The 25778-nt window shown below is 43.8% G+C and carries 25 protein-coding genes; 11 read left to right on the top strand and 14 right to left on the bottom strand.

The features are described 5' to 3' along the window. Positions 1-29 precede the first annotated feature (29 nt). Positions 30-2567, bottom strand: coding sequence for a M1 family aminopeptidase (locus A3860_RS30890; protein WP_245843671.1), 2538 nt, complete (start codon positions 2565-2567; stop codon positions 30-32). 88 nt (positions 2568-2655) lie between these two features. Continuing rightward, positions 2656-3441: a class I SAM-dependent methyltransferase gene (locus A3860_RS30895; RefSeq protein ID WP_081153993.1), complete on the bottom strand. Its 786-nt coding sequence runs from the start codon at positions 3439-3441 to the stop codon at positions 2656-2658. A gap of 262 nt (positions 3442-3703) precedes the next feature. Between A3860_RS30895 and A3860_RS30900 the strand changes: the two genes are divergently transcribed. Then, a complete protein-coding gene (locus A3860_RS30900) occupies positions 3704-5062 on the top strand; it encodes a polysaccharide lyase 6 family protein (protein WP_081153995.1) in 1359 nt (452 codons plus the stop codon). A 78-nt stretch (positions 5063-5140) separates the two neighbouring features. Here the strand turns inward: A3860_RS30900 and A3860_RS30905 are convergent, their stop codons facing one another. Beyond that, positions 5141-6112 (bottom strand): metallophosphoesterase family protein, encoded by a 972-nt coding sequence (locus tag A3860_RS30905; protein WP_216823549.1) that lies wholly within the window; start codon positions 6110-6112, stop codon positions 5141-5143. Positions 6113-6866: 754 nt separating this feature from the next. Here A3860_RS30905 and A3860_RS30910 point away from each other — a divergent pair. Then, on the top strand, positions 6867-8390 hold the full coding sequence (locus tag A3860_RS30910; RefSeq protein WP_081153997.1) for a hypothetical protein: 1524 nt from the start codon (positions 6867-6869) through the stop codon (positions 8388-8390). 76 nt (positions 8391-8466) lie between these two features. On the opposite strand, the gene budA is transcribed toward A3860_RS30910, so the two are convergent. The 3 genes from budA to A3860_RS30925 are packed head-to-tail and all read right to left on the bottom strand — an operon-like array spanning position 8467 to position 10857. Further along, positions 8467-9288: an acetolactate decarboxylase gene (budA, locus tag A3860_RS30915; RefSeq protein ID WP_081153999.1), complete on the bottom strand. Its 822-nt coding sequence runs from the start codon at positions 9286-9288 to the stop codon at positions 8467-8469. 44 nt (positions 9289-9332) lie between these two features. Next, the gene (locus A3860_RS30920; protein WP_081154001.1) at positions 9333-9689 is read right to left on the bottom strand and encodes an antibiotic biosynthesis monooxygenase family protein; all 357 of its coding nucleotides are present in this window, start codon (positions 9687-9689) and stop codon (positions 9333-9335) included. Between the two features lie 10 nt (positions 9690-9699). Continuing rightward, positions 9700-10857: a cytochrome P450 gene (locus tag A3860_RS30925; RefSeq protein ID WP_081154003.1), complete on the bottom strand. Its 1158-nt coding sequence runs from the start codon at positions 10855-10857 to the stop codon at positions 9700-9702. A 79-nt stretch (positions 10858-10936) separates the two neighbouring features. Between A3860_RS30925 and A3860_RS30930 the strand changes: the two genes are divergently transcribed. Beyond that, positions 10937-11620: an ArsR/SmtB family transcription factor gene (locus A3860_RS30930; protein WP_081154005.1), complete on the top strand. Its 684-nt coding sequence runs from the start codon at positions 10937-10939 to the stop codon at positions 11618-11620. Positions 11621-11682: 62 nt separating this feature from the next. Here the strand turns inward: A3860_RS30930 and A3860_RS30935 are convergent, their stop codons facing one another. Further along, the gene (locus tag A3860_RS30935; RefSeq protein ID WP_081154007.1) at positions 11683-12630 is read right to left on the bottom strand and encodes an energy transducer TonB; all 948 of its coding nucleotides are present in this window, start codon (positions 12628-12630) and stop codon (positions 11683-11685) included. 176 nt (positions 12631-12806) lie between these two features. On the opposite strand from A3860_RS30935, the gene A3860_RS30940 reads away from it, so the two are divergent. After that, positions 12807-13190: a RidA family protein gene (locus A3860_RS30940; RefSeq protein WP_158085421.1), complete on the top strand. Its 384-nt coding sequence runs from the start codon at positions 12807-12809 to the stop codon at positions 13188-13190. On the opposite strand, the gene A3860_RS30945 is transcribed toward A3860_RS30940, so the two are convergent. Further along, on the bottom strand, positions 13185-14081 hold the full coding sequence (locus A3860_RS30945) for a hypothetical protein (RefSeq protein WP_081154011.1): 897 nt from the start codon (positions 14079-14081) through the stop codon (positions 13185-13187). The two genes, A3860_RS30940 and A3860_RS30945, sit on opposite strands and share 6 nt — an antisense overlap. 756 nt (positions 14082-14837) lie before the next feature. Here A3860_RS30945 and A3860_RS30950 point away from each other — a divergent pair. Next, a complete protein-coding gene (locus tag A3860_RS30950) occupies positions 14838-15728 on the top strand; it encodes a hypothetical protein (protein ID WP_081154013.1) in 891 nt (296 codons plus the stop codon). Positions 15729-15736: 8 nt separating this feature from the next. Here the strand turns inward: A3860_RS30950 and A3860_RS30955 are convergent, their stop codons facing one another. Beyond that, positions 15737-15949: a YwbE family protein gene (locus A3860_RS30955; protein WP_081154015.1), complete on the bottom strand. Its 213-nt coding sequence runs from the start codon at positions 15947-15949 to the stop codon at positions 15737-15739. A 403-nt stretch (positions 15950-16352) separates the two neighbouring features. Here A3860_RS30955 and A3860_RS30960 point away from each other — a divergent pair, with 403 nt between their 5' ends. Beyond that, positions 16353-16712: an ABC transporter permease gene (locus A3860_RS30960; RefSeq protein ID WP_158085422.1), complete on the top strand. Its 360-nt coding sequence runs from the start codon at positions 16353-16355 to the stop codon at positions 16710-16712. Positions 16713-16769: 57 nt separating this feature from the next. Here the strand turns inward: A3860_RS30960 and A3860_RS30965 are convergent, their stop codons facing one another. Then, positions 16770-17225: a YbhB/YbcL family Raf kinase inhibitor-like protein gene (locus A3860_RS30965; RefSeq protein WP_081154018.1), complete on the bottom strand. Its 456-nt coding sequence runs from the start codon at positions 17223-17225 to the stop codon at positions 16770-16772. 20 nt (positions 17226-17245) lie between these two features. Then, positions 17246-17431, bottom strand: coding sequence for a hypothetical protein (locus A3860_RS30970; protein WP_081154019.1), 186 nt, complete (start codon positions 17429-17431; stop codon positions 17246-17248). A 163-nt stretch (positions 17432-17594) separates the two neighbouring features. Between A3860_RS30970 and A3860_RS30975 the strand changes: the two genes are divergently transcribed. The 3 genes from A3860_RS30975 to A3860_RS30985 are packed head-to-tail and all read left to right on the top strand — an operon-like array spanning position 17595 to position 19350. Continuing rightward, complete coding sequence (locus A3860_RS30975) at positions 17595-18188, top strand: DUF4142 domain-containing protein (RefSeq protein ID WP_081154021.1); 594 nt, start codon at positions 17595-17597, stop codon at positions 18186-18188. Between the two features lie 52 nt (positions 18189-18240). Further along, positions 18241-18744, top strand: a complete 504-nt coding sequence (locus tag A3860_RS30980; RefSeq protein WP_081154023.1) for a DUF6496 domain-containing protein — start codon at positions 18241-18243, stop codon at positions 18742-18744. 57 nt (positions 18745-18801) lie between these two features. Then, positions 18802-19350, top strand: a complete 549-nt coding sequence (locus A3860_RS30985; protein ID WP_081154085.1) for a GNAT family N-acetyltransferase — start codon at positions 18802-18804, stop codon at positions 19348-19350. Between the two features lie 12 nt (positions 19351-19362). Here A3860_RS30985 and A3860_RS30990 read toward each other — a convergent pair whose 3' ends face one another. Then, on the bottom strand, positions 19363-20613 hold the full coding sequence (locus A3860_RS30990; protein WP_081154025.1) for an erythromycin esterase family protein: 1251 nt from the start codon (positions 20611-20613) through the stop codon (positions 19363-19365). A gap of 173 nt (positions 20614-20786) precedes the next feature. Here A3860_RS30990 and A3860_RS30995 point away from each other — a divergent pair, with 173 nt between their 5' ends. Next, positions 20787-21149, top strand: coding sequence for a hypothetical protein (locus tag A3860_RS30995; protein ID WP_216823550.1), 363 nt, complete (start codon positions 20787-20789; stop codon positions 21147-21149). Here A3860_RS30995 and A3860_RS31000 read toward each other — a convergent pair. Together A3860_RS31000 and A3860_RS31005 are read right to left on the bottom strand one after the other, a co-directional pair. After that, entirely contained in the window at positions 21120-22607 is a 1488-nt protein-coding gene (locus A3860_RS31000) for a M28 family peptidase (RefSeq protein WP_081154027.1), read from the bottom strand. The genes A3860_RS30995 and A3860_RS31000 overlap by 30 nt on opposite strands. 90 nt (positions 22608-22697) lie before the next feature. Next, complete coding sequence (locus A3860_RS31005) at positions 22698-24308, bottom strand: OmpA family protein (protein WP_143774343.1); 1611 nt, start codon at positions 24306-24308, stop codon at positions 22698-22700. Positions 24309-24529: 221 nt separating this feature from the next. Here A3860_RS31005 and A3860_RS31010 point away from each other — a divergent pair, with 221 nt between their 5' ends. Further along, positions 24530-25729, top strand: a complete 1200-nt coding sequence (locus A3860_RS31010; protein ID WP_081154031.1) for a DUF1624 domain-containing protein — start codon at positions 24530-24532, stop codon at positions 25727-25729. Positions 25730-25778 lie beyond the last annotated feature (49 nt).

Raw genomic sequence — 25778 nt, forward strand, 5'->3', positions numbered from 1 at the left:
CAAACAGTCAATAAACTGCAATTTGGGGATCACTCCACCAACTTCTGCGCCCTATACAGGTTATCAGTAGTTTGCAGGATCTTCGCTTTCAGCTTCGGGTTATAGCCGGGGTGTTGCTGCAGGAATTGTTGCACCACCTGCCAGGCCTCTTTCGTTTGATAAGCGCCAAAAGTAGCCCCCAACCAGCTTTGCGGAAAAAAGATATCTCCCGTGCGCTGGATCTCTTCTACCAACGCAAGACTTTGTGGTAAATATTTGTAAGCCGTAGATTGCCGTAATGGATGATGAAGATATCCCTGTGCAGTAACTACCCAGGCCTCTTTTGTCCTGTTTTTGCGGTCGCTGAGGCTGGTGAAGAAACTATCTCTTACCGCAACACTGGATGATAACGCTGGCAGCAGAAAATTCAACCGAGCTTTTTTATCCGCATCCTTCAGGCGATCGCGTTGCTGCGTGATAACGGAGGATGCGGTATCGTTCTTCAATGCAATAGTGAGCGCCAGTGAAATGTAATCTTCTTCCGCCAGCTTTATACCTGCCGGGGGTTGCTGTTGCTGCCATATATCATAGATCCGTTTACCTGCCTCATTGCTCACATATACATTCTGGTAAGCCCTGAATAATATCTTTTTATTATTCGGTGGCGTTTGTGCTTCCATGGCCTTCCACAGGGTTTCTTCCAACTGAGGCGCAAATGCTGCGCGGTTGTTGGGTGAATTGAAAATCCAGTTAAGACTGGCAATATACCCCGTAAGCAATTTGAGGTTCGTTTCCTCTTTTTCGATGACCAAACTCTTTGTAAACAGGGCAAGCAGTTCACCCGGCGACATATACCGGCCCGACAGCACATTCTCATAAACGTTCACATACGCAGCCGCACGGCTCACAGCACTTTTCAAACTGAAGATCTGTTCCTGCATGGCTTTATCTGCCGGAAAAAGCCCATAACCAATGCCATCTGAGTTGAACAGCATGAACTGTGGTTTCATCAATCCTGTCGCTGCTTTCAGCTCCATGCTGGCGGTGTTCATGTTCACCCGAATGGTGCGAATACTGTCTGCATACACCAGTGTGATGGCAAAAGCCTGCGGCCAAAAACGCTGCGCGCCTGTTTCAGGGCGTTGTGTGATATTGAGTCTATCTATTTTATCTCCCTTGTAGCTGACCGTATAATCGAAAACAGGACGGCCGGGTTGGTTAACCCAAACCTTGTTCCAACTGAACAGGTCATACCTGCTGTACCGGGCCAGAATTTGCACGAGGTCATTCCAGGTGGCATTGTTGTAGGCGTATTTATGCAAATATTCCTGTACACCTTTCCGGAAATTGTCTTTCCCCATCAGTAATTCCATCTGGCGCATCATGATGGGTGCTTTATGATAGATGATGCTACCGTACATGGATCCGGCCTCCTGTAAATTATCAAGCTGCTGGCGTATTGGATTGGCGCCGGGCGTGCGGTCTACTCCATAAGCGCTGGGGTAATGGTCTTGCAGAAATTGAAGGTTGAAGGTTTCGCTACCCATCAATTGTTCCACTACTTTATCGGCCATGAAGTTAGCAAACACCTCTTTCATCCACACATCATTGAACCATTGCATGGTCACCAGGTCGCCAAACCACATATGCGCTGTTTCGTGAGAAATAAGACCTGTACGGGCAATGAGCTGGTCTTTCGTAGGTTCTTTCAGAAAGAGCGATACAGCTTTATACTGCACCTCGCCCGGATGCTCCATGCCGCCGAACTGAAAATCCGGAATGGCTGCAAAGCCCACTTTCTGGAAAGGATACCGTATGCCCGTCCATGATTCAAGAAAGCGGAGCGCATCGGCGTGCGCCTGGAATATGGAATCTACGTTGCTGCCTGGATCGGTTTCCCGGTAAAGGAACTCCGCATTAAACTGCCCGATCTGCTTCCGGGCAACGGAATATTTTCCGGCGGTGAAAGAGAAGAGATAAGTAGGCAGCAGGTCAGAATCGGCAAATTCATAAATGGTTTGCGAACCATTAGTGGTGCTGTCTTTCAGCGTACCATTGGCCAGTGCTTTCCAACCGGATGGTACCCGTAGCGTCAATGCAAAATGCGCTTTCAGGTCTGGCTGATCGAAGCAGGGAAATACGGTGCGGGCGCGGTCTGGCACAAACAAAGCGTATAGATAATCTTCATTCCGGTTCAGCGACGCATCGCCGGCGATGAATTGCAGTTCAACGGCATTTTTGCCTTTTCGCAGCAATGAGGGGGCAATCACAATGTGCTCATTTTCCAACCTGGGTTTAATCGTTTTGCCGTTAACGGAGATTGCCTGTATGTGATCTGCGTTCTGTTTGAAATCGATCTGTAATGGTTGTGCATTGCTCTTCAGCCTGCAATAAATAGTTTCCGTACCGCGGATGCTTTCGCTTTTGGCGGCAGTTACCTGGAAGTCGAGCTGGTAGCGGATATCCCCTATCTCCGTTCGGCGCCAGGCAGCCAATTCACGGGAAACGCCTGGTGTCACGGTCTGCTGTGCAAACGCTGAAGCACTCATAGCCAGCAGGAGAATTATATTTTTGAAGGTCTTGATCATGCGTTTAAAATTGGAAGCAGCAATATTAACCGTTTTGGGAATTATTTCAACTGATATTATTAAGAAACAACCCCACAGAAAAACCAGCCTATATTTTCTCTGCAACAGTCAACGACATTGAAAACCATTTTTCTACTTTACCCTGAAATTCATTATTTATCAGGTTTTCCATTTCTTCGTAAAAGGCTTGCTGAACTTCTTTTGGAGCAGCAAGGTGATTGGAATAGGTATTTAATAACTTCACAAATTGCGTAACATTATAAGTTATAGTTGTTGGAAAAACCTGAAAATGGGTAAGTTTAAATAAGTGTTCATCAATATCGCTTGCCTTTAGCTCTTTATTTTTAAGAAATTTTGGCTTTTGGTTTTTGTCAGTAAAATCGTAGCGGTCATATATAGCTTGTGAGGCATTAAAAAAATGATCCCCCTTTTCATCTGAGATATGATGGGTGTGAATAATAGCCAGGTGTCCCTTATCCTTTAGCAAGCTGTGTGGCTTCGAATATCTGACTGAAGGATCAATCCAATGAAAAGCAGTTGCGGCAAAGATCAGATCGAACGAATTTGCCGGCAATGTTATTTCTTCAAATGCGCCAGTAAATATCTCTACATTTTTATAGTCGCGCAATTCATATTTTGCAACTTCCGATAAAGCAACTCCTAATTCAATAGCTGTAATAGCAAAGCCCCTTTTTGCCAATGGCCTTGTTGCCTGTCCGGTTCCCGGACCAATTTCCAGCAATTTTGATTCCTCATGCAATCGGGTAACATCGATCAATGTTGAAAATAATGCTTCAGGATAGCGTGGCCTTATTTCATTATATAATAAAGCCACTTCATCAAAACTGTGCTTACGTGAATTGTCCTGACTCATAAATGCCGGAAATTATATATATTGTCAATATGAAATTAAGCTCCGGGGCAGGTTAAATAATCACTAAAAGTAATGTAAATATCCAATAATGAAAGGCCAATCGGCCACTACTGCTCAGTAGCCTATGTTTTTAAATTTACATTGCTTCTTCTACTTAGTCATTTGCAAATGTGCTACCACGGAAGGTTACGGCCAGTAATTGCTTTTGATCCGGATCACGGAAACTACTAATCATTTATTAAAAAAATCAAACACCTTGCCAATGAAAAGGGTATTATTCAACCTATGCGCAGTTGTGAACAATCGATTGCTGCTATTTCTGCTTATAACAACTTTTTCAGCCACCGCCTGCAAAAAAACAGGTGCCAGGTCTGAAGTGGCAACTAACGATAACCCGCCGGTAGAAGAAACCACTACATTCAACGTATCTAACAATTCCCAGTTGAATACAGCCATGTCATCTGCCGTATCGGGCGATAAGATCGTGCTGGCCAATGGAACATACGCAGGTTTTACCGTCACCAAAAGTGGCATTACCATTCAGGCTGCCAATAAAGGCAGCGCTACTGTTTCTTCTGGCATTATCCGGCTGAGCAAGGTTTCCTCGGTTACCATCCAGGGATTGAAGGTCACCACAGCCGGTTCAACCCAAACGGTGGATGGCGAATCGTTCCCGGTAGCAGTATGGATGGAGGCCAGCAACAGTTGCCGCCTTGCCGGCAACACGTTTAAGCTTAGCGGGCAGGCCAGCGGCACCCAATGGGTAATGTTGAGCGGGAATAGTAATAATAACCGTGTTGATCACAATGAATTTGGTTCTAATAGTGTAAAGGGTCATTATATTTTTGTGCGTGGAAACCGTACCGGTATAACGGTCCCGTCAGACCGTACCAGTTGGGCCAATGGCAACGGGCCTAACAATCCCAATATGGCCCGCAATACGCGGATTGATCATAACTACTTCCATGACATGGCCGCCAGTACTGGTGAAATAATGGTACTTGGCGGTATTGGTGTGGCCGGCGACTATCAGAATACCAGTACCGTGGTGGAAAGCAATCTTTTTGTGAACTGCGATGGCGATGCAGAGATCATTTCTATCAAAAGTTCTAACAATACGGTTCGCACCAATACCTTCCGCACGTCGATAGGTACCATCTCTTCCCGGGCAGGTAACAGTAACACCATCTCCGGCAACCTAATGCTACAGGCAGGAAAAACAGGTACTGGTGGCATAAAGATCTATGAAAAGAACCATACTGTCACAGGGAATTATGTCGATAATCCCCAGGATTATGGATTTGTGCTGGGTGCCGGAGACAGCTATACCAGTTCAAACTTTAGCCATGCGCAGGTATTTAACGCCAGTATTACCGGCAATATTTGGATCAATATGAATACCCGTGGAGTTATCATTGGCCATGGCAGCAACGATTTACTGCCGCCAACCGGTTGCACGTTTTCAAACAATGCACTCCGGGGCAGCGCCTCTCCATTGCTCGACTTGCGGTTACCGGGCAATACTGTATTTTCCAACAACAGCACCAGCGGATCAAATCCGGCTATGCCCAGTGCGCCATTAACGACATCCGATACCGGCCCGGGCAGCTATAGTTATTAAGTAAGGCTATTGATTCAACTAATTCACGCAATCAATAAAAAACCTGCAATAGATTATTGCAGGTTTTTTATTGGTCACTCAATGTTTCATTCTCTGACCGCAGGAAATTTGAAATCTGTCTGTCAGAAATGAGGTTATTTCCTCACCAAAATGATCTACATGCGGTATCGAAAAATATTCACCGGTTAGCATCAATCCCTGATTGGTTTTTTCAATGGCTATCTTCAAAAAGCCATGCTTGTTGTCGCAGTATTGTTCAAGATGCACAGCTGCAGCTATAGAAGGATCCGCAAAAAAGTCTTTACTGCCCTCTATAACCAGTGGGTGCAAATCATCATAGCCACCGGCGCCTGCAACAACAAATGGAACAACGGAACCTTCTGAATAATGGCGGCTGAATCGCTGATAATTGTGTACATGTCCACTAAAAACTATATCAGGAAGTACTCCGGTTTGCTTAAAAGCTTCTTCAAGAAACTCAATCATAACAGGACTGGAAGCGTGATTACTGTCTGCAGAATAGGGTGCATGATGAACACAAACAATGATTGCCTTTTCCGGCCTCTGCCGTTGAGCAGTCTTCAGTTCTTCGTAAAACCAATCTTTCTGTTCTTTTGTAATCATCCCATATTTTGGGACGTTGCCATATAACCCCAACATGTTTGCAAGAGGTGTTTCGAGCGTCCAGTAAACATTCGGCTGTATTAAACTTTTTCTAGCAGCATCTTTACTGAAAATAACAGGCCGCGCTTCCTCATCGCAGAAGACCTTCATAAATGCGTCGAGACTTTTATAAGGCTGCCTGGCAGGATTTACATCTGCATCATGGTTACCAGCAATAGCAAACACAGGTGCGGGGTAATTGCTGTAGGGAGCAAAAAATTGCGAATAATAATTTTCTGCCTCTCCAAAGGAATATACCACGTCGCCCAGATGGAACAGGAATTGTGGCCTGTCTTCCACAGCAGCGTCACTATATTGTTTTATCATTTCCCCGGCAACGAGGCGCTGAAATTGTGATTGCTTCACACTGCCGGTATCACCTACCATATGAAAGATCATTTTGTTGGAACTTACAGGATGCAACAAAGAATGTAAATTCAAATGAAAAGGATACATGCCTGATGGCTGTGGCAACGGTTGAAATTTGAAGGTATCGTCAGGCTGGTCTTTTTTGAAAACCGGGTAAGTAACTTTATTTAAGCCCATGGTCATCACCAAAGGTAGCAAACAGGTATTAAAGTCATGTTAAGTAGTTCCTATTTATTATATCAAATGGCTGACTTACAAACCTGCCATTACGCTCCTGGTTGCCAGTGCGCTCATTACGCTCGACCAGTACCTACAGGACACGGAAATTGAAGCCGAACCCTGCAAAAGCACCTTGAACATTTTGTATAATAAGAAAAGGTCTCACGACTGTAAGACCTTTTTGTAATGTTAGCATCCCTGTTCCGGCAATACATAGTTTACTTACAGGAAATGAAATTCCTTATGGCAGGCTACCCTGCCATTGGTTCTAACAATAAAATAATTATATCCTTAGATACAAAGGATGATAATGTACTCAACAGTTGATAATGAGTCCATAGTTTAAAATGGTTTATAGAAATTAAGAATAAGAGATCTACCCTAAAATACCTTCCTGGAGATTGCGGCTGGAATATTGCCGGCTTGTAACAAATATAAGGGGACCGGCCGAGCAATCAAAATAAATAGTACACCTGATATTCACACCAGCACACTGACATTTATAAGCGTACATTAGACAAATTATTTATATTATATTCGCCAAAAGTAGAAAATGAAGTTAACCCTAATCCCTCTATTATTACTTGCGCTTTTTAATTCCGCATTTGCCCAACAAATAAACGTTACCATTTCTGATGAATTAGAAGCTGGTTATGGCCCCTCGACCATTAAAGCCGGCAATCACTTTATAAGATATTTACCAATGGGGAGTACCAATCATTTAAGTTATGGATTTGGTTGGAACAAAGTAAGGCTGGCTATTACAGTAATACAACATGACAGCAATATGGTAATGCTGCAAAATAAATCGCTGTCAAATGGCGACCGTGTTTACGGTCCTTTTTTTACAGATATCAGAAAAATAAACGGAAAAGTTTATATCATATATCATGAGGTGCAGGAAAAAAATACAATCGGTAATGTAATGGCCGTAGAAATAAATCCGGAAACGCTTGAGGCGGGTACGCCTAAAATAATAGGGGCCATCGCCAATACCGATTATAAATTAAAATTCTCAGAATCACTTCAAAATTCACTCAAATACATCTGTAAGCCTTCGCCCGATGGCAAACGAAATCTTTTATTGCTCACGGCAGGAGGAGACAGCAAGTGCTTCATCTCAGTTCTTGACGAAAACATGAATGTTACCTGGAGCAAATTACAGGACATTTCTACCTCAACAGACTACAATTTTAAATCAGCCTGTATTGACAATAGCGGCAATGTTTATGTGGCATATAAAATAAGTGGCCCCAAAAACGATAACAGGGTCGCTGTCATCAAAAAAGAAGCATCAAAGCCGCACGATATACCGCTTAACCTGAACTTTACAATATCAAACATGGAGGTGTTTTCTTCCAAAGACAACAAAACAATTCATGTAGCCGGCACTTATATGGACAACCCGAATTCTTCCATGTTGAAAGGGGTTTTTCACACAAAAATAGATGCAGGGGAGTTCAAATTAGCAGGCATGACAACAACTGCCTTTCCTGATACGCTGATAAAACGATTCGAACAGGATGGTTGGGGAGACTCCAGAAAAAATATCGGTATAAACCCTGGGTTTTCACCTCGCTTTATTGAAAAAGAAAACGGTGTTCTAAACATGATCGGTGAATTCAGGAGCATGGTATGGGGTACAAGGGCAGCGGCTTATATTTCCGGAGATATTTTAAACGTGTCATTTGAAGAAAGCGGAGCGGTATTCGCCCGCATACCAAAAATCAGGAAAAGCATGGAGTCTACAATCGGCGACTCCTTTGTCGCTTTTCCGTTTCAAAACAAAGTGGTTGTCTTTTATGATGACAACATTGTTAATTTGAACAAGAGTATTACTGAAAGCCCCACTGGTTCTGATGTATATAAAAGTCTCATCATGGCAGGTGCGATCATAGAAACCGACGGAACAGTGAACAGAAGTATTCTGATAGACCTGAAGAAAGAGAATTATCTTGCTGTAACTGAATACCTGATCCCGGTAGACGCGCACTCAATGATAATACCATTACAAAAGATCAAAGGTTTAGGAGGCATATCCGACAAAATTCGCTGGGCCAGGATCAGGATCAATTAATGACTACAGAACTAATAAAAAAAGCCTTAGATCAATTTCTAAGGCTTTTCTTTTTATAAGAAGTGAAGTTCTCAAACTATTTTCCTGCTGCTTTTCCCCGCTCCACGCTTTTGATATCCTCATCCCGGTTCTTTTTAAAATCGAACTGATCAAACTCGCTGGTTGAGGGCACATTGATCGTATAGCTGTCCAGTTTATCGATCTCAATGGTAATGCTGTCGGTTTTTAGATCTATGATATGTCCGCCGGCATCTTTTTGAGCCGATAAAAAATGGAAATGATACCCTGAAATATTCGTATTATCCATAAAGGCAGGCAGGCGGTAGCCTATGAGGTCACCCTGTACAGTACTAAATTCAAAGAAATGCTGCAATGGCAGCATGGCCGCCAGGGGTGTATGCTCATGTTCCTTTACCGGCGGAAAAGCCCTGGTCTTTATATAGCTGAACTTTCCACTGATGTGAATGGCATAAAGGCCATTCATACTGGTGAGTAGGCTATCCAGATAATGAAAAAGCGACTCTTTGTTCATGGCACTGTTAACCGTGATCTTTTTGTCGGGCTGAAAGAAATTAACCATCGCAAAGGGCGTTAGCTGCCGGTCATCTATCTCAACTGTTTTTCCGGTGTGTTGGGTTTGATAGATCTTTCCCTGGAATACAACCAGTTCGCCATCTAATTTATCGGGCGCACCCAACCCAAAATTTCCATGCTGTTTCAATAACCGGTAAGGGTAATTGCCGTCGTACAACCCGCCTATTAATCCGGCGCCAACACCTACCGTGTAAAGGTGGTTATGAAGGGTATCGGTTCGATTATGTGGTGTTTGGGTAAATGAAGGGATAGAAAATACAGTTGTAAACAGGGTAGCGATCAATAAAGTAATAGTTAAGCGCATGTTTGCCTTGATATTTAGAAGGCAAATATATCATGGAAATAATATCATTGCAATTTTGTATGATACGCCTTACTGTCTGCAGGCGCTTCAATTCTGTTAACCAGGCCGTAATCACGAATAACCCCAGCAATCCTTAATCTATAGTCTCTAAATACATCCTTTCTCCCTCTTGCCTGGGCAAAACGATGTAATTCCATATTACGCCATTTCTCTATACTTTCTTCATCGCGCCAGAACGAGAGCGATAGAATTTTTCCATTATTGGCAAGGCTTTGAAAGCGTTCAATGGAAATAAATCCATCCACTTTCTCTAATACAGGCATAAGTTCGGCCGCTATTGATAAATATTCCTGTTTTTTCGCTTCGTTGGCAGGTTCTACCTCAAAAATAACAGCGATCATTCTTTATAGATTAGGTTAAAGAGATAATTAAATTCTTTGGCAACCGCCCATTAACGGCAGCCTCATATTGAATAGGATCGGAATACAGCTTCGCATTTGGATATTGATCAAAGAAACAATGTATTGCGGCCATCGTCATGCCTATGGCAAAGTCTGCGGCCAGGCAGGCGTGTGCCCCGGTTCCAAAGGTCAAATGATCGGTATTATTGCTTCTATGTATATTAAAAGTATCCGGATCTGAAAAATGACTTTCATCGCGGTTAGCCGCAGCCAATACGATCAGTAGCATTTCCCCTTTTTTAATTTTCCAATCCGCCAAAACAATATCATCCCCCGCTATCCTTCTCGTATTTTGCACGGGCGGGTCGTACCGTACCGTTTCTATTACAAACTTCTTCAAATTGGATCTGTCATTGACAATTTGCCGCAAAGAAGTGCTGTAATTCAGCATTTGGATCATTGCATTACCCAATAACCCGCGGCATGCATCATAACTTTGAATCAATAAACCCGCCAGGTTACTTACACATACCGCAAGCCATTCATCCTTGTTCAAACCATCGCCAGGAATACCTGTGTTTAATACCCTGCTGAGCAAAGGGGAGTTAAGAATATGTCTTTCAATAATCTGGTAAATACAGGTTGCCACTTCATTTATCCCGGCAATCTGTTCTTCGCTTTTGCCCGGATGCATTATTTTAACAATATGTTCAATGCGGGCTGTTAGCTCTTTACAGTCATCCTTACTAAAATCAAAGCCCTTTAGTAGCATCAGCACCGGTAGTTGTTTGCAAACAACATCAACCCAGTTTATTTGCGGGCTATCACTGTTACCTGCCAGCAACTCTTTTACGAGCTGTGAGGCGGGATAAGGCTTTGCGCATGTAAGCATACCCGTTGCTGCCTGCCGGGCTGCAGCATGAGCAGGCGGATTTCTTAATCTTGCAAACCTGTTTACCATTATCAATGCCTGCTCATTCAATCCCGTATTGTTTATGGAAGGGATCAACGCCAATGGGTTATTGAGAATAGCCTTACAATACCCATAAGAATAAATACCGGTAATCTTATTCGCGTCATCCCGGAAGACGGGGGTTGTTGACCGCATACTTTTATACAGGGCATACGGATCCGGTTCCTCTGATTGAAGAAATAATACTGATCTCATTTTTTGAATTTAATTTCCCTGGCAAGATTATTTAATTTTACTTACTAATACTTCATTCTATATTGAAGTGTAATTGCATATGGAAGATCAGTTTAAAAAGATGGCAGGTTTGATCGGCGAACCGGTAAGGGCCGCTATCATGTGGGCTTTATTAGATGGCAAAGCCTTAACGGCAACTGAACTGACGATCGTTACCGGCACTACAGCCCCCAATTTAAGCATGCATATTGCCAGGTTGGTGCAGGCGGATCTATTATCTGTAGAAACCCAGGGGCGTCACAGGTACTATAAATTTTCCAGAAAAGAAATTGCCTATGCTATTGAAGCGATGGCCAATCTGATACCACCTGGTTCTACCACCACTATATCTACCAATGACAATAATTCAGCTATAAGAAATTGCAGAACCTGTTATGATCACCTGGCCGGTAAGGTTGGAGTTGCCCTTACTGACAGCCTTTTACGTGAAGGCATTATCACAGAAAACGGCAAGACCTTCGAACTTACCCCAAAAGGAGGAACTGTTTTTTCAGATCTGGGAATGAATATTGACGAGATCAAAAAAAAGCGACGATCATTCCTACGCCCCTGTCTTGACTGGAGCGAACGGCGTTACCATATAGCAGGCGCCCTCGCGGCAGCATTGCTGGAACATATGATCGCATCGGACTGGATCCGAAGACAAAAAAACTCAAGAGCGATCACTATTACTTCGAAGGGTCAAAGAGAATTTTATAGATATTTTAAATTAAACACTGAATAATATCCAGCCCGGGTTAGCCGCTGCAGGAACTGTTGCACTCCGGTTCATCTTATATACGCAATCTATTGGGTTTGCTGTGTAAAAGCCACAGGTTGTTTTATTTTGTAACGCAATTTCCTGTTGTGTGAAACAGCAGGCTCCCATTTGGGCGATTTGCGAATAACCTCAAGCGCTATCTTATCAAAAGCAGGAAAAAAAGGCGTGCTCACGGTAGCATCTGTTACATTTCCTTCTTCATCGATGATGGCTTCTACGACAACAATGGCCCTATCGCCATTGACAATTTTGTATTGGGTGGGAAAATATAATTTATTGTTCAGGTATTTTTGCCAGCCTTTGAGCCCGCCGGGAAACTGCGCACTCCTGTCTCTATTCACTGTATCCATTGAGTTTCCCTGTTCATCATAATATTGTTTGTCGATCAATTTTCCATTCTCATACATTTCGGCAGCACTTGGTTTTCCGTTACGATGAAAATACATCCATTTACCCTGCATTTTTTCACCGGGGCCATAGCGGCCGGCATAGGAAGGGTTACCATTATTGAACCAGCCAACTGCTACTCCACTGCCATCGGGGTTCCAGGAAGATGAATCAGACATATTACCGTTTTCGTACCACCCATAGCAGTTACCAGTCTTATGTCCTTTATCGTAACTGATAGAATCATCCATCACTCCGTTATAATGATAGCTCACCCAAAGACCATCCCGTTTTCCATGAACATAATTCCCGGCCGACCATAAATTTCCGTTGGGATGAAAATACCGGAAATGCCCGTTCGCTTTTTTACAGGTACTGTCCTCATAGGTACCATCCATCTGCAGCAATTTTTCCTGAATAAAATAATCACGCCGGTGCCAGCCAGAATCTGTTTTTTCAGTTACTCCCAGAAAGCGGGCCATATTCGGGGTTGTTTCCTTCCACCGGTAATCGTAATAGGTTTCCATTTTCTGGGCAAAGGTGGCAGACGAAAAAATAACGGTCAATAATACAAGAAGGGGTTTCATCTGGCTAAGATAAAAACAAATAAAAAACCAATACCATCGGCTAATGCTTTTTTATTACAGGACAGAAATGCCCTGTTCCTGCCTGATAATTTGAATCTTATATCTTCAAATTCTATTTAAGATGTCGGGAGATGAGGACTGTGGGAAGTAATCTTATATTTATCAAAATATCAGCAATGGAAATACGAAAAAACTTTAATACGCCAAAAGTGCCGCGCAGCACCACCATTTTCCCACAGGCTGTTGTAGCAGATAAATTTATATTTCTTTCCGGCACTACGGGTGTTGATCCTTCAACCGGTAAGCTCATTAGTGATAATTTTGAAGAACAGGCCCGGCAAGCCTTCCTGAATATTAAAACCATACTGGAAGAAATGGGAAGCGGCCTGGAAAAAATAGTTAAGACAACCATCTTTATGGTTAGTGGAAACGACTTCAGTGCAATAAATAAAGTGTATGAAGCATTCTTTCCAGACAATGCGCCGGCGCGCAGCGTTCCGCAGGTGATGCCTTTCCCAGGCGGTATTTTAATTTCCGTGGAATGTGTGGCGCTTTTATAAACCCTCTTTTACTTTCAACATCCAGGTAGCCTGTATTTTGGGCGGGGGATTCTTACTGTTACGAAATTCGGGCGGCATGGTATTGAGTAAATGCGGCAACACGCTTAACTCTTTATAGTTCGGTGTGGCTTCTTTTACCAATTCAAATCCCTGTTCTTGAAAGAACGCTTCAGCAGCTTCATAGCTGTCGAATTTATTTTCCTCAATATTATGCTGTTCAAAGAATGCAGCTTCACCCCTGGTGTGGGGCATAGCCCGTTGCATTTCGGCAGAACGCTTGATATACACATCGGCAGTGATCCAGCAACCGCCGCGTTCTTTCAGCAAATGATGTATTGTTTGGCAAAGCTCCTTTTTCTCATCCACACCCAGGTACATTAACAATCCTTCATTCACGATAGTAACAGGGCCGCTTTTGAACCGGTTTACGACGTTATTAAATGCCGCTGTATCCATGGCATTCAGCGGCAACAGCTCGAGCTGGCCTACAAGGTCATTATTGGGCAACTGGTTGCTGATCATTTGTTGTTTGGTGGCAATAACCGCAGGCAGGTCGGTATCAATATAGTGAACGGCTTTGTGCGTGCACATCTCCAGTCCGCGCAATGAATAACCTGATGACAACTCCAGGATATTTTTATTATCTGTTTGTTGTAGTAATTGATCTATACTCCAGTAGCGGCTTTCGAAATGCATAACGCGGATCCAGAACCAGAAATCTTTATCATCAAAGTTGAGGTCGAAGGGCTCGGGTCCCTGAATAAGCGCCGCTGTTTCCCTTGCGTAAGGGATGTTGGTATACCCTTTCATCATTAATAATGACTTTGCAGAGGGGCTTATGCTGCTATAATCGCGATTTTCATCAAATGTGTGCTTTATATTATCTGTCATATGCAAGAATATCTACCTCAAAAGTAGAGAAATTCTTTTAAGTGGGCAGCAACTGTGTGCAGCAAAGTAGTTGCACAAATTTAACGAGGATGATAAACCGAAATTTGATTGATTAGAATCAACAAATGCAGGGGGATATAAAAGTGTTTATTTTGATTTGTAGTTTTGGGCAAATAGCAATAACCTATGCCTTTGTAGTGCCGCTCTTCACAAGAAAGAAAAGTCCAGAAACCTATTGTATAAATCGCAGGGGATTTTTTTAACCTTTTAAATCATTTTGAATGACCAACATTCTCTTGCTTTGCATGGTCCTGATCATGCTGTGCATACTTGTCAGGCTCACAGAAAGGTTGGGATAAACCACCCTTTATTGAGTCAATTCTTGCACCTGGCGATGGCCGCCGGGTGCTTTTTGCATTTCAAATGCGCAATAAATGATTGATCTTTCTTAATATCAATCATTTATTTTATTTTCATATAGATAATCTAAAGCAAAGATTACCCTTAACTAACCTTTACAGCCATGTTAATTAGAAAACATTCCAATTCCTGGAGTGCAGGAATTACTCATTTGCCTTTTCAGCATCATACAACAATAAGTGTAAGCCCTCTTAATGGGGCAGCTTTTTATATAATAATTCAAAGATAAGAAAACATTCCATTTTCCAATTCATTTTCTGGAAATATTGGAATTAGTTGACTTTAATCAAGTCTCGTGAAGCCAAAAATTTTGAAGACTTCCTTAATTATTTCACAATGGGCGAAGAGCTGCAAAGCGCGGATTTTATTGCATTAAAGACAGATATACTGGACACCATTGATCGCTTAAACAATGATTATCAAATGTTTAATGAAGAAATTGCGGCAGCTATCCGAATTTCAAAACATTCTTTTCATAAATATTCCCGCGGGAAATTGCCTCCAACTAAAATAGGAAAATGCAAGAATATATTAAAGAAACTCACCAGACTTGAGAATAGAAAAAAATTGGAAAAAGTGGAAAATAAGGAAGAGGCAGCGCAAAACGTCCCAAATCCGAATCCTCTAACGGAACAAATAAAAACAAAAGCGGAAGAAGCTAAAGACCCGGTCAATAAATATTTTGTATGTAATTATTACTCACTCAATATTAACCCAGAACCATATAAAGGATATGTACATAAAATAGGAGTTCGTACTATAGTTAAAGGGTTAGATGCCATTATTGGATATCCTAATGACTCTATTCAATTTGAGGATGCTGACACTCTTGTTCCGATGCTCGACCGTGGAGGGGAACCATCTGTTAGATTCGAGTCGTTAATAGCTATTAAAAAGATCAATATCAATTCATGTAAACCGGGAAACCAATATTACTTTTTTGACAGCATTCATCAGCCTTATTTAAGAACATTATATAAAATAGACGGCGACACATATAAATTCATAGCCGAGGATCCAGGAAAGTTCCCTGATATTGAACTTAAGCGGGAAGAAATATTAGTCATATTCACAGTAATAACCAGTGTCAATAAACCCAAACCCAATATTACATTTATTGTCCCTCTGGATAATCAGGCAGATGTAACCAAAGAAATTAAAGGCAATCAGGACGGAAACACCAATGACAATGAGTCAATGATTGAATTAAACAACCCTGAGGGTTGACAATTCCCCTACTCCCCATCCGGGTCCACCACATCTATTTCGGCTACCCGCCCTACCTGCCCATCCTGTAACCGCACTTTTATTCCCCTTGAATGATACGCCGCTGAAGTAAGCAGGTCTTTCACAATACCATACGTTAATTTACCGCTTCGTTGGTCTTTTTTAAGAATAATTGCCACTTCCTGCCCGGGATAAATGTCTTTTCGGTATTGACCGTCCATATGTATTTTAATTATCAGCTGTAAAAATATTGCAGTTGAGCTTTGTAACAAAACCAGACATTTTCGTACCAAAAGCGAACGGTTCTGCCCAATAACAAAACAGCAACTGCCTGATTTCCATATAAAAGCTAAATTGGCTTATTATAGGCCTTACTAAACGAAAGCCCTTCCCCATGTTCAAAAATTACTTCACCACCGCCTGGCGGCACTTAATAAAGCACAAAGTATTTTCCTTTATTAATATTTTCGGCCTCGCATTGAGCCTTACGGCAGTGTGGCTGATCGCGCTTTTTGTGGCTGATGAAGTAAGTTTTGACCGGTACCATAAAACCCTTTTGAATATCATTACCTTGATCAGAACTTTGCCGCACAATACCGGGGTGAACAAAAACAGGGACAAATATTGCTGGCGTTTACCATCCTCACTATTGTTATTGCCTGTTTGGGCTTGTTTGGACTGATCTCTTTCACCGTTGAAAAACGGATTAAAGAAATTGGCATTCGCAAAGTACCTGGCGCTGGCATAGGCAGCATGGTTACCCTGTTAACGACCAGTTTGTTAAAAGTCGTTTTAATATCCCTGTTAGTGGCCGTTCCCCTTTCGTGGCTGGTGATGAACAAATGGTTGGAAGATTTTGCCTACCGCATTCAACTGCAATGGTGGATGTTCGCCCTGGCAGGCATTATTTCCATACTCATTGCATTGACTACCTTAAGTTTTCAGGCAATAAAAGCAGCCCTTGCCAACCCGGGGAAAGCCTGAGATCGGAATAAATAGATGCCGTAATTACTCAATACGGGGCAAATTTTCCCAGCTAGGTTAACCGCCCTTTTTGTAATGGCCCATCAGCTCGCCCTTAGCCAGTATATGGCCTTTCATTGCCTGCTGCAATTCTTTCTTATGCGATCCGGCAAGCAGGTCGAGCTTTGTATCTATCGCAAATACTTTAAAAAAATACCGGTGTGAGCCCGAAGGCGGACAAGGCCCGCCATACCCTGTTTTGCCAAAACTGTTAGTGCCATTTATGCCAGGCCTGCTGTTTTCAGCAATGTGCTCATTAGGTGGAATATTCCAAACCAGCCAATGATCAAATGTTCCGTGTGGTGCATCAGGGTCTTCCACAATAATTGCTACCGTTTTTGTCTCCGCAGGTAAATTGCTTATTTCAAGCGGCGGGTTAATATCATCCCCTTCGCAGCTATATTTCTCAGGTATTTGCCCGCCCTGGCTAAATGCTGCACTGTGCACATTTAACACGGCTGTTTTTACTGCCATAAAAAAATGTTTGAATGTTTTTAATGGTCTCTATTCTGAAAAGTCTTTTTATTTTTTTTGTCCTTTTTGTTATGCGTAACATCATCCCCTTTAAAATCCTGTTCTTCATTTTTCCTGCTGTCGAGGTTATCCTTATTCTCCGGCCTCAGATGCCTGTCTTTTTGCGTTTTAGCATTTTGTGAAGGCATTGCTTCATTCTTTTTCATACAACACTATTTTAATTAAAATGAATTGCATCAATTCACTTGCCATATACAGTATTGATCTTCAAAGCATGCAGCTAAACCATTGTTCCGCCATTTATATGGCCTGGCTTTTGTGCTCCTACTTTAAGGATACTATTTTGATAACCATTTAAATAGTAAAACTATGAGACGCTTAATTTGTTTAATGCTGATCACAGGCGCATTGGCCTGTAAAAACAATCAACACGATAGTGTTAAAATTGCCAAAGAAGTAAACAGGGATAAAGATAAAGTTACCCAAACTATGGCCGTTGAAAAATCAGATGCTGATTTCGCGGTTGAAGCAGCAAATGGCAACATGATAGATGTGCAGTTGAGCGCGCTTGCCAAAACCAAAGCGGCTAACAGCAGGGTGAGGCAATTTGCCGCCATGATCATTGCCGACCATGCAACGCTCAGCAGCCATCTTCAACAGATAGCTACTGACAAAAATATCACCTTACCACAGGAACTCAGTGGTGAAGCCAAAAATGATATTACCCGGCTGAACCGGAAAGACAGGGCAACATTTGACGGCGCGTATATGCATATGATGCTGGCCGATCACAAAAAATACGTTGACAATTTTGAAAAGGCAGCAAAGGATTGTAAAGATGCGGCACTGAGGAATTATATTCATGAAGCATTACCCGTGCTGAAGAAACAACGGGATTCAGCTGCAGCCATTGATCCATACTTTGTTGAAAGAACACCAACACCAGCACCAGTATATCCTTAAATCAATACAGTGACGGCATATCAATTGCAAAGCATTTTTATAAAAAGTAATTATGCCAGAAAAGAAAACAATCAGGCGTGCACGACGCGATAAACGTGCAGGTAAATCGCCAGGCACACAGGCCGGTGAGTTTGTACATGATGAAATAAAAAAGATCAGAAGAGGTGAGCATGGAGCAAGATCAGCCAAACAAGCTATTGCCATCGGCCTGTCTGAAGCCCGGCGTGCAGGGGTGAACCTGAAACCACCCAAAAAGGGAACTGTTTCAGAAAAAACCCGTAAGAGTGCAGAGCATGCCTATGAAAAAGGACAAAAGCATGAACCAGTTACCAAAACACGGTCACGTGCAAGGGTAAAGGCATTGAAACGGGAACCTACTTCTACTGTTTCGCGCAAAGCGCTTTCCAAACAGGCAAGAACAGCCGCCGGCAAACGTACCGCTGCAGACCGTTCTGCCGCAGCAAAGAAAGCAGCGAGAACAAAAGGACCGCGTGAGCGTGCTGCAGCCGCCCGGAAAGGGGCACGTACCCGAAAGCGCCATGCAGGCAAAGCCTAGTTCCTTTTGTCAATATCATATAATCAATTTAGTTTGCAGCAAAGCTTTTTTTTCATCATGAAGATCTTTGCTGAAACCGAACGACTTATCCTTAGAGAATTCCTTCCATCTGATGTGGAAGGTTTTTTTGCGCTTGATTCGGACCCCGAAGTTCACCGGTACCTGGGTAGCACTCCCATTCAAAACAGAGAACAGATCGTTGGCGCCATAGAATTTATAAGGCAACAATACCTCGACAATGGCATTGGCCGGTGGGCAATTATCGATAAAAACACCAATGACTTTATTGGCTGGGCCGGTTTGAAGTTAATCAGGGAATCAACAAATAAACATATTAACTACTATGACCTGGGCTACCGGCTTAGAAGAGAATACTGGCGCCAGGGCATAGCGACAGAAGCGGCATTTGCGTCGCTCGACTATGCTTTTGACATCCTTCATGCCAGTGAAGTATACGCCATGGCCAATTGTGAAAACACCGGTTCAAATAAGGTTCTAACCAGGATTGGACTAACGCTTATTGAAACATTTGTTCTTCATGAAACAAAATGCAACTGGTATAAAATTGACAGCGCCACCTTTGAAAGTAAAAGAAAAGACCGCTGACCGCAACCTTTCTTATACCCCAAACGGATATGTTTCCGGCATTTTATGCCCGGTTGGTAAATGCAGGGCATGTAAGGCCCTGGTGGTATTCAGATACAAAAAAGCATCATAACGCTGGCTCATAATCGTAGGTACATAGTTGCTGTATTGCTCCCTTTCCGGATCATACACCACGCCAATGGCACGATGTCCTATTTTCAGGTTGAACAGGTTATCGCTCTCTTCCTCAAAAAGCATATACCGGTTGTTGGCGCCACGCAGGTTTAATGCTTCTTCTATACTGCCTTCCCGGGCCCGCGGCACTTCCATTTCTTCCATAGGCGCGCCCCAGGCTTCTCCTGCTATAACACTGCCGCTATAACTGCCTAAACCAACAAGGTATACGTTATCGACCCCGTATTGCTTTCTGGCCAGTTCGCCAATATTTACCATCCCTGCCCGCTTCATATCTGTTGCCCTTGCATCGCCAATATGCGTATTGTGTTCCCACACAATGCCCTTCGACCCTGCGCCATGGAATTTTAGTAACCGGTCTAACGTTTCCATCATATGCATATCGCGGATGTTCCAGCTTTCATTATCAAACCCGATCATACTGCTATAATACTTTTCTGCATTCACCGCAATGAGGGCATTCTGCTCGGTATTGAAACCGGCTTCCCGGTCACCATCCAGGAATTGCGCCTTCATTCTTATTTCTTTCAGTAAGCCTAGCACCTGATCGCGGCAATTATGTTCCTTTAATGAATAAGCATACTGCTGCTCGGCTTCCCGAAATGGTTCAAAACATCGCATGGCTTTTTTTACAGATGAAGCCGCTGCCGGGTCTTCTTTATCGAGGTATTTTACCATGGTATCCATAGAGTCCCACAAACTATACACATCCAATCCATAAAAGCCGGCCTTCTTTTCAATAGATAAATGGTTGTTGTGCTCGCGCAGCCATTCAGCAAGAGCCGCCGTTTCCCAGTTGGCCCACATCCAGGTAGGCCAGCGGTCAAATGTCTGTAACACATTGTGAATATCAGCGCCTGCATCTTTATATCCTTTTACATACCGGTTTATTTTATAACAGTCGGGCCAGTCGCCTTCAACAGCAATAAAATTAAAGCCATGTTCTTCAATCAATCTTTTTGAGATCGCCGTTCGCCAGGTGTAATATTCGTGGGTGCCATGCGATGCTTCGCCCAGCATTACCACAAGCCGGCCACCGGCAGCTTTGATCAAAGCATCGAGGTCCTTTGCGCCGGATAAATTATACATGTTCTAAATTTTCAGGAAATGCCACAATTTTTGCGCCATGCCCCTTCGGCTACGCTCAGGACGCTCATTCTTCGACTTTCCGCCGAAGGGCGGACGCGCGCTCAGGGCAGGTACAAAAGTTGTAGCATAGCATATAGCGCTGGATAGATAATCAGGGTAAAAAAGTTTGAACAGTGAAAAAGGAAATCGACATTCAATTAAACGAGGTAACGCTTAAAGCAAACCTTTCTCAACCTGCTGATGCCAATGGGCTGGTGATCTTTGCTCATGGTAGCGGCAGCAGCCGGTTGAGCCCGAGAAATAATTTTGTGGCAGCCGTTTTAAACAGACAGCATTTAGCCACCTTGCTGGTTGATCTGTTAACACCGCCTGAAGATGAAGTGTATGAGAACCGCTTTGATATTCTATTATTAAGTAAAAGATTGATAAAGGTTACCGAATGGGCGCTTACCCAAACTTCTCTACAACAGTTACCCGTAGGTTATTTTGGCGCCAGAACGCCGCCTTTATCTTTCCAGCTTAAACCCCGGTTCTAACCGTGGCCTGCTGGCGGCATTGGCCACCGCAAACCCTGTTGCATACATCCACCGGGTCATTTTAGTAAGCTTTTCTATATTGATAGCTGTAGCTTCATCGGCCGGGGTATGATACAGGGGATGTGGCAAAGTGCTGAAAAATATGGCGGGGATATTCTTTTTCGCATACGGAAAATGATCGCTGCGGAAATACCAGCTTTCATAATGCGAGGCTTTGTCCCACAAGGTATCGAGTTTGAACTTAGGTCCTTTGGCATTTTCCTGCAGGGCCACCTTTACCAGGTCGCCTGAGCTGAGATGCGGTGGAATAACACCCAGTAAGGCCGCGCTGTCGGCTGCGTTCATGCCAATCATATCGCCATTTAATACTGCCACCAGCGATTCGCGCGGTACAGTGGGATGCTCAGCATACCAGGTGCTTCCAAACAAACCTCTTTCTTCTGAACCATGCCATACAAACAACGCACTTCGTTTACCCGGTTGTTGATGAAATGCCCGGCCAATGGCCAGCAGGGCAACACTCACCGTGGCGTTATCATCGGCGCCATTGAAAATAGTATCGGTATTGCCTTCAATATTGCGAACGCCATCATGGTCCTGGTGGCCGCTGAACAATACATACTCTTTGGCAAGCACCGGATCGGTGCCTTTTACTTTTGCCACTACATTCACCGACGGATAGGTGAACGATTCGGAATATATTTTTGCATCGAGGTGTTGACCAGGCTTGCGTACCAGATCGAGCGCTTCCCTGCGCACCCAAATGATGGGAATGCCTTTTAGCAATTGCCGGCTTGTGAACAGGCTGCCTTCTATTTGGTAAGAACCGCGGTTGGAATATTGCGCTGCTCTTGGCCAGGCCTGCTCGGCCAGCTCGTCTGATACAAACACAATGGCTTTTACGCCTTTGGCGCCCAGTTTGCGCGCCCAGTTTGAAACTACAAAACCACTGTACCGCCAGGCGATGGTCTTGCGCGGATCGGTTAACCCCTGTGGCGTGAACTGCAACGCCACTACTTTTCCTTTTATGGTTTCTTCTGCTACGGTATCAGGATTTTCAACAAATACGATGGGCGCATCTACGGTAGCAAAGGAGGGTTCATATACCACTACATCCTTCCACAGGTTAAAGGAGCGATCGCCTATTTTTATAGAGCTCTGCGCGCTTACCCGTTCGCGTATCAGGGAGAAGAACTGGAAATACGAGCCGTCGTCCCCCGCCGGTTCCAACCCCGCTTTTCGCGCTTCCCCGGCCAGCCAGGCACTGGCTTTTAATTCATCGAGGGTACCAGCTTCGCGGCCACGGAAGTGGTCAGCAGCCAAAATAAAGAGGTCGCGCTTTATGTCGGCCTGCTTAATGGCCTCAATGGGCGCTTTTTTTGTTTGGCCAGAAATTGTAGCTGATAACAGTGTCAAAACGCATATTGCCGGGAGAAAATAATTTGCGTGTTTTCTCATGCTCTTCTATTTTATGCGGTAAATATAAAAAAGAAAGGTGAGCCCCGCGATGAGGCTCACCTTGTTTGTAGTTCTTAGTTTATTGTTCTCTTAGTTCTTAGTGATCTTGAATTCAACACGACGGTTCAACTGCCTGCCCTCATCGGTTTCGTTTTCGGCCACCGGCATGCTTTCACCATAGCCTTTCGAAACGATCCTGCTGGCCGAAATACCTTTCGAAATTATATATTGCACGCAACTTTTGGCACGGTTATCACTCAACTTGAAGTTGTATTCATCACTACCCTTACTATCGGTGTGCGCACTCAGCTCAATTTCAATGGCCGGGTTTTCTTTCAACAGTTTTACTACCCGGTCGAGCTCAACATCCGACTCAGGACGCAGGTCCCATTTATCAAAGTCGAAGAACACGTTGTTCAACCGCACCACCTGGCCAATTTCAATGGGCACCAGGTACAGGTCTTTGTGTATTTCTTTATAACCCGCCTTCACCATAGAGTCGAGGTTCAGGTTCTCTGAAATGGCGAAGAATTTATCGGCGCTGGCGCGAATGCTGTAGTTCTTATCGTACGGCAATACAATTTTGAAAGCGCCATCTGTTGGGCTCGAAAGCCCATTCCCCGCCTCTACCCCATCGGGCAGGGTTTCATAAATAAGCGAAGCGGTGAGGGGTTGTTTTGTTTTGGCATTATATACGTTGCCACTCACCAGGATCACCGGGTTTGGTTTCTCACGCTCTAACAGCTTTACGCGTACGATATCGCTTTCGCCATAGGTATCTTTATTACTTGTTAAGTAAGCATATTCGCCACCGGCATCAAGCGTGAAGAAGGCATCCCAACCTTCGGTGTTGATGGGACTTCCTAAATTCACGGGTGTGCTCCATTTGGTCCAGGTTTTATCGAGGCGTTTGGTCATCCAGATATCATTATCGCCCAAACCGCCGGGGCGGTTGCTGCTGAAGTACATGGTAACGCCATCGGCCGCGATGTAGGGCGTCATTTCATCACCGGGTAAATTTATTTGATTACCGAGGCTCTTTGGCTCCGACCAGGTGCCATCATCTTTTGGAAAGCAAACGTACAGGTCGTTGTTCGAGCTGCCTGGTTCGGGCGTCATATATAAGATCAGCGCCTGCCGGTCGTGCGTCATGGTGGCGCCTGAAACAAGCCCGCGGTCATATTTCTGGTAATTCCTGATGCGTAATTCTTCCGGTTCTCCCCAACGGCCATCGGCCTGGCGCGTACAAAGGCTTACGCCTTTTCCAAAATAAGCGCCGCCATTGCCAAAAGCACCGCGGATCAAAATGCGGTTATTGTCGGGCGAGATCCAATACACCGCATTGTACTGACTTGTGTTCAATGGAAATTTCAAATGTTTGGCTTCCTGCCATACTCCATTTGAATCGCGAACAGCATACCAGATGTCCTGCGAATTGGGCACAGAATTGTATTTGGTATTAGCCGGATGGTTCTCACAAATAAAGAAAAGCAGATTGCCATCTGCAGAAATGGTAGGCCGTAATTCGGGCAGATCGGAATTAATGTTCTCGCCTAAATTTTCGATCTTGATGATCGTGTTGTTCGTAATGACGTTATCCTTTTGCGCTACTAATTTTCCAGTATCGCTTCCAAGGCTCATTTGGGCAGTTGCCTGATGCAGGCAAAAAGCCAGGGCCAAAAAGGGTACAACTCTTTTCACAAGGTTTGGATTTAATACCTTAATAACGTACAATTTAGCCTGGGATTGCACGGCCGGGCCGCATAAATTTAATTCTAATCTACCGCTCACACAGAATAAAATTCTAAAGTGTATATTTTTTACTGAATTTTATTCTAATAACACCTATCTTCACAGAACAAAGTACCACGCTTCCGACTGGCCTCCGGGCATTTTTATAAACACCAACATATCAACTATTTATGGGAACCCTGTCAACGGCTGTACCGGTACAACCGGTTAAAAGCAAGCGTATTCATTCCATCGACCTGCTGCGGGGAACAGTTATGATCATCATGGCGCTTGATCACGTGCGCGATTATTTTCATGCCGGCGCCTTTCAATTTGACCCCACTGATCTTTCGCGTACCGATGTACCTTTATTTTTTACCCGGTTGATCACGCATTTTTGTGCACCGGTATTCACTTTCCTCGCCGGCACATCGGCCTTTTTAAACGGAACAAAGAAGACGAAAAAAGAACTGTCGTTCTTTCTTTTCACCAGGGGTTTGTGGCTGGTAGTGGCCGAAATGCTGATCGTTACCCTGGGCTGGAGCTTTAACCCGGCATACCCTGTGCTGATACTACAGGTAATTTGGGCGCTGGGCGTTAGCATGATGGTTTTATCGGTCCTGATCTTTCTGCCGCAAACAGTGATCTTAATAACCGGACTGGCAATAATAGCAGCACATAATCTGCTCGATGCACCGCCTTCGGAATCGACCTCTTTTTTGATGGCCACCCTGCACGAGAGCCACTTCTTTTTTATGAAACCTTTTTCCGTTATGTTGGGCTACCCTGTTCTTCCCTGGATAGGTATTATGCTTACCGGCTATGGGTTCGGCCGCTTATACCTGCCTACCTTCGATGCAGGCAAAAGACGAAAACTACTGATTGCCCTGGGACTGGGCGCCATTGCACTGTTCATTATCATACGATCTATTAATATTTATGGAGACCCAAGGCCCTGGTCGTTCCAGAAAACAGCGGTATTCACTTTTATGTCGTTCCTGAATACCACCAAGTACCCGCCTTCCTTATTATATATCCTGATGACGTTAGGGCCCTCGCTGCTGTTCCTTGCTTTTTCAGAAAAGCCATTGAACCGGTTTTCCGAAAAGCTCGTTATATTTGGCAGAGTACCCATGTTCTTTTATCTGTTACATATTTACCTCATACATACACTCGCAGTAATAGCGGTTGCGGCATCGGGCCATAAATGGAGCGATATGGTGTTGACCGGCTGGGTAAGCGCCAATGAACAGTTGAAGGGTTATGGGTACAGCCTGGCATTCGTGTACGCATTATGGATCATCATTATCATTGCCGTTTATCCGCTATGCAGGTGGTACGATAACTATAAACGGGTGAATCGCGAAACGTGGTGGTTGAGTTATATTTAAAGGAGCTATGTTTATAAGGAATTAATTAGTGATGTATAGTCGCAGAAGT

The sequence above is a fragment of the Niastella vici genome (assembly GCF_002077945.1).
GTDB classification, from domain to species: domain Bacteria; phylum Bacteroidota; class Bacteroidia; order Chitinophagales; family Chitinophagaceae; genus Niastella; species Niastella vici.

Excerpts from the sequence above, each read along its gene's own strand:
- A3860_RS30890 (WP_245843671.1), bottom strand. The coding sequence starts at position 2,567 with ATGATCAAGACCTTCAAAAATATAATTCTCCTGCTGGCTATGAGTGCT.
- A3860_RS30895 (WP_081153993.1), bottom strand. The coding sequence starts at position 3,441 with ATGAGTCAGGACAATTCACGTAAGCACAGTTTTGATGAAGTGGCTTTA.
- A3860_RS30900 (WP_081153995.1), top strand. The coding sequence starts at position 3,704 with ATGAAAAGGGTATTATTCAACCTATGCGCAGTTGTGAACAATCGATTG.
- A3860_RS30905 (WP_216823549.1), bottom strand. The coding sequence starts at position 6,112 with ATGGTAGGTGATACCGGCAGTGTGAAGCAATCACAATTTCAGCGCCTC.
- A3860_RS30910 (WP_081153997.1), top strand. The coding sequence starts at position 6,867 with ATGAAGTTAACCCTAATCCCTCTATTATTACTTGCGCTTTTTAATTCC.
- budA (WP_081153999.1), bottom strand. The coding sequence starts at position 9,288 with ATGCGCTTAACTATTACTTTATTGATCGCTACCCTGTTTACAACTGTA.
- A3860_RS30920 (WP_081154001.1), bottom strand. The coding sequence starts at position 9,689 with ATGATCGCTGTTATTTTTGAGGTAGAACCTGCCAACGAAGCGAAAAAA.
- A3860_RS30925 (WP_081154003.1), bottom strand. The coding sequence starts at position 10,857 with ATGAGATCAGTATTATTTCTTCAATCAGAGGAACCGGATCCGTATGCC.
- A3860_RS30930 (WP_081154005.1), top strand. The coding sequence starts at position 10,937 with ATGGAAGATCAGTTTAAAAAGATGGCAGGTTTGATCGGCGAACCGGTA.
- A3860_RS30935 (WP_081154007.1), bottom strand. The coding sequence starts at position 12,630 with ATGAAACCCCTTCTTGTATTATTGACCGTTATTTTTTCGTCTGCCACC.
- A3860_RS30940 (WP_158085421.1), top strand. The coding sequence starts at position 12,807 with ATGGAAATACGAAAAAACTTTAATACGCCAAAAGTGCCGCGCAGCACC.
- A3860_RS30945 (WP_081154011.1), bottom strand. The coding sequence starts at position 14,081 with ATGACAGATAATATAAAGCACACATTTGATGAAAATCGCGATTATAGC.
- A3860_RS30950 (WP_081154013.1), top strand. The coding sequence starts at position 14,838 with ATGGGCGAAGAGCTGCAAAGCGCGGATTTTATTGCATTAAAGACAGAT.
- A3860_RS30955 (WP_081154015.1), bottom strand. The coding sequence starts at position 15,949 with ATGGACGGTCAATACCGAAAAGACATTTATCCCGGGCAGGAAGTGGCA.
- A3860_RS30965 (WP_081154018.1), bottom strand. The coding sequence starts at position 17,225 with ATGGCAGTAAAAACAGCCGTGTTAAATGTGCACAGTGCAGCATTTAGC.
- A3860_RS30970 (WP_081154019.1), bottom strand. The coding sequence starts at position 17,431 with ATGAAAAAGAATGAAGCAATGCCTTCACAAAATGCTAAAACGCAAAAA.
- A3860_RS30975 (WP_081154021.1), top strand. The coding sequence starts at position 17,595 with ATGAGACGCTTAATTTGTTTAATGCTGATCACAGGCGCATTGGCCTGT.
- A3860_RS30980 (WP_081154023.1), top strand. The coding sequence starts at position 18,241 with ATGCCAGAAAAGAAAACAATCAGGCGTGCACGACGCGATAAACGTGCA.
- A3860_RS30985 (WP_081154085.1), top strand. The coding sequence starts at position 18,802 with ATGAAGATCTTTGCTGAAACCGAACGACTTATCCTTAGAGAATTCCTT.
- A3860_RS30990 (WP_081154025.1), bottom strand. The coding sequence starts at position 20,613 with ATGTATAATTTATCCGGCGCAAAGGACCTCGATGCTTTGATCAAAGCT.
- A3860_RS31000 (WP_081154027.1), bottom strand. The coding sequence starts at position 22,607 with ATGAGAAAACACGCAAATTATTTTCTCCCGGCAATATGCGTTTTGACA.
- A3860_RS31010 (WP_081154031.1), top strand. The coding sequence starts at position 24,530 with ATGGGAACCCTGTCAACGGCTGTACCGGTACAACCGGTTAAAAGCAAG.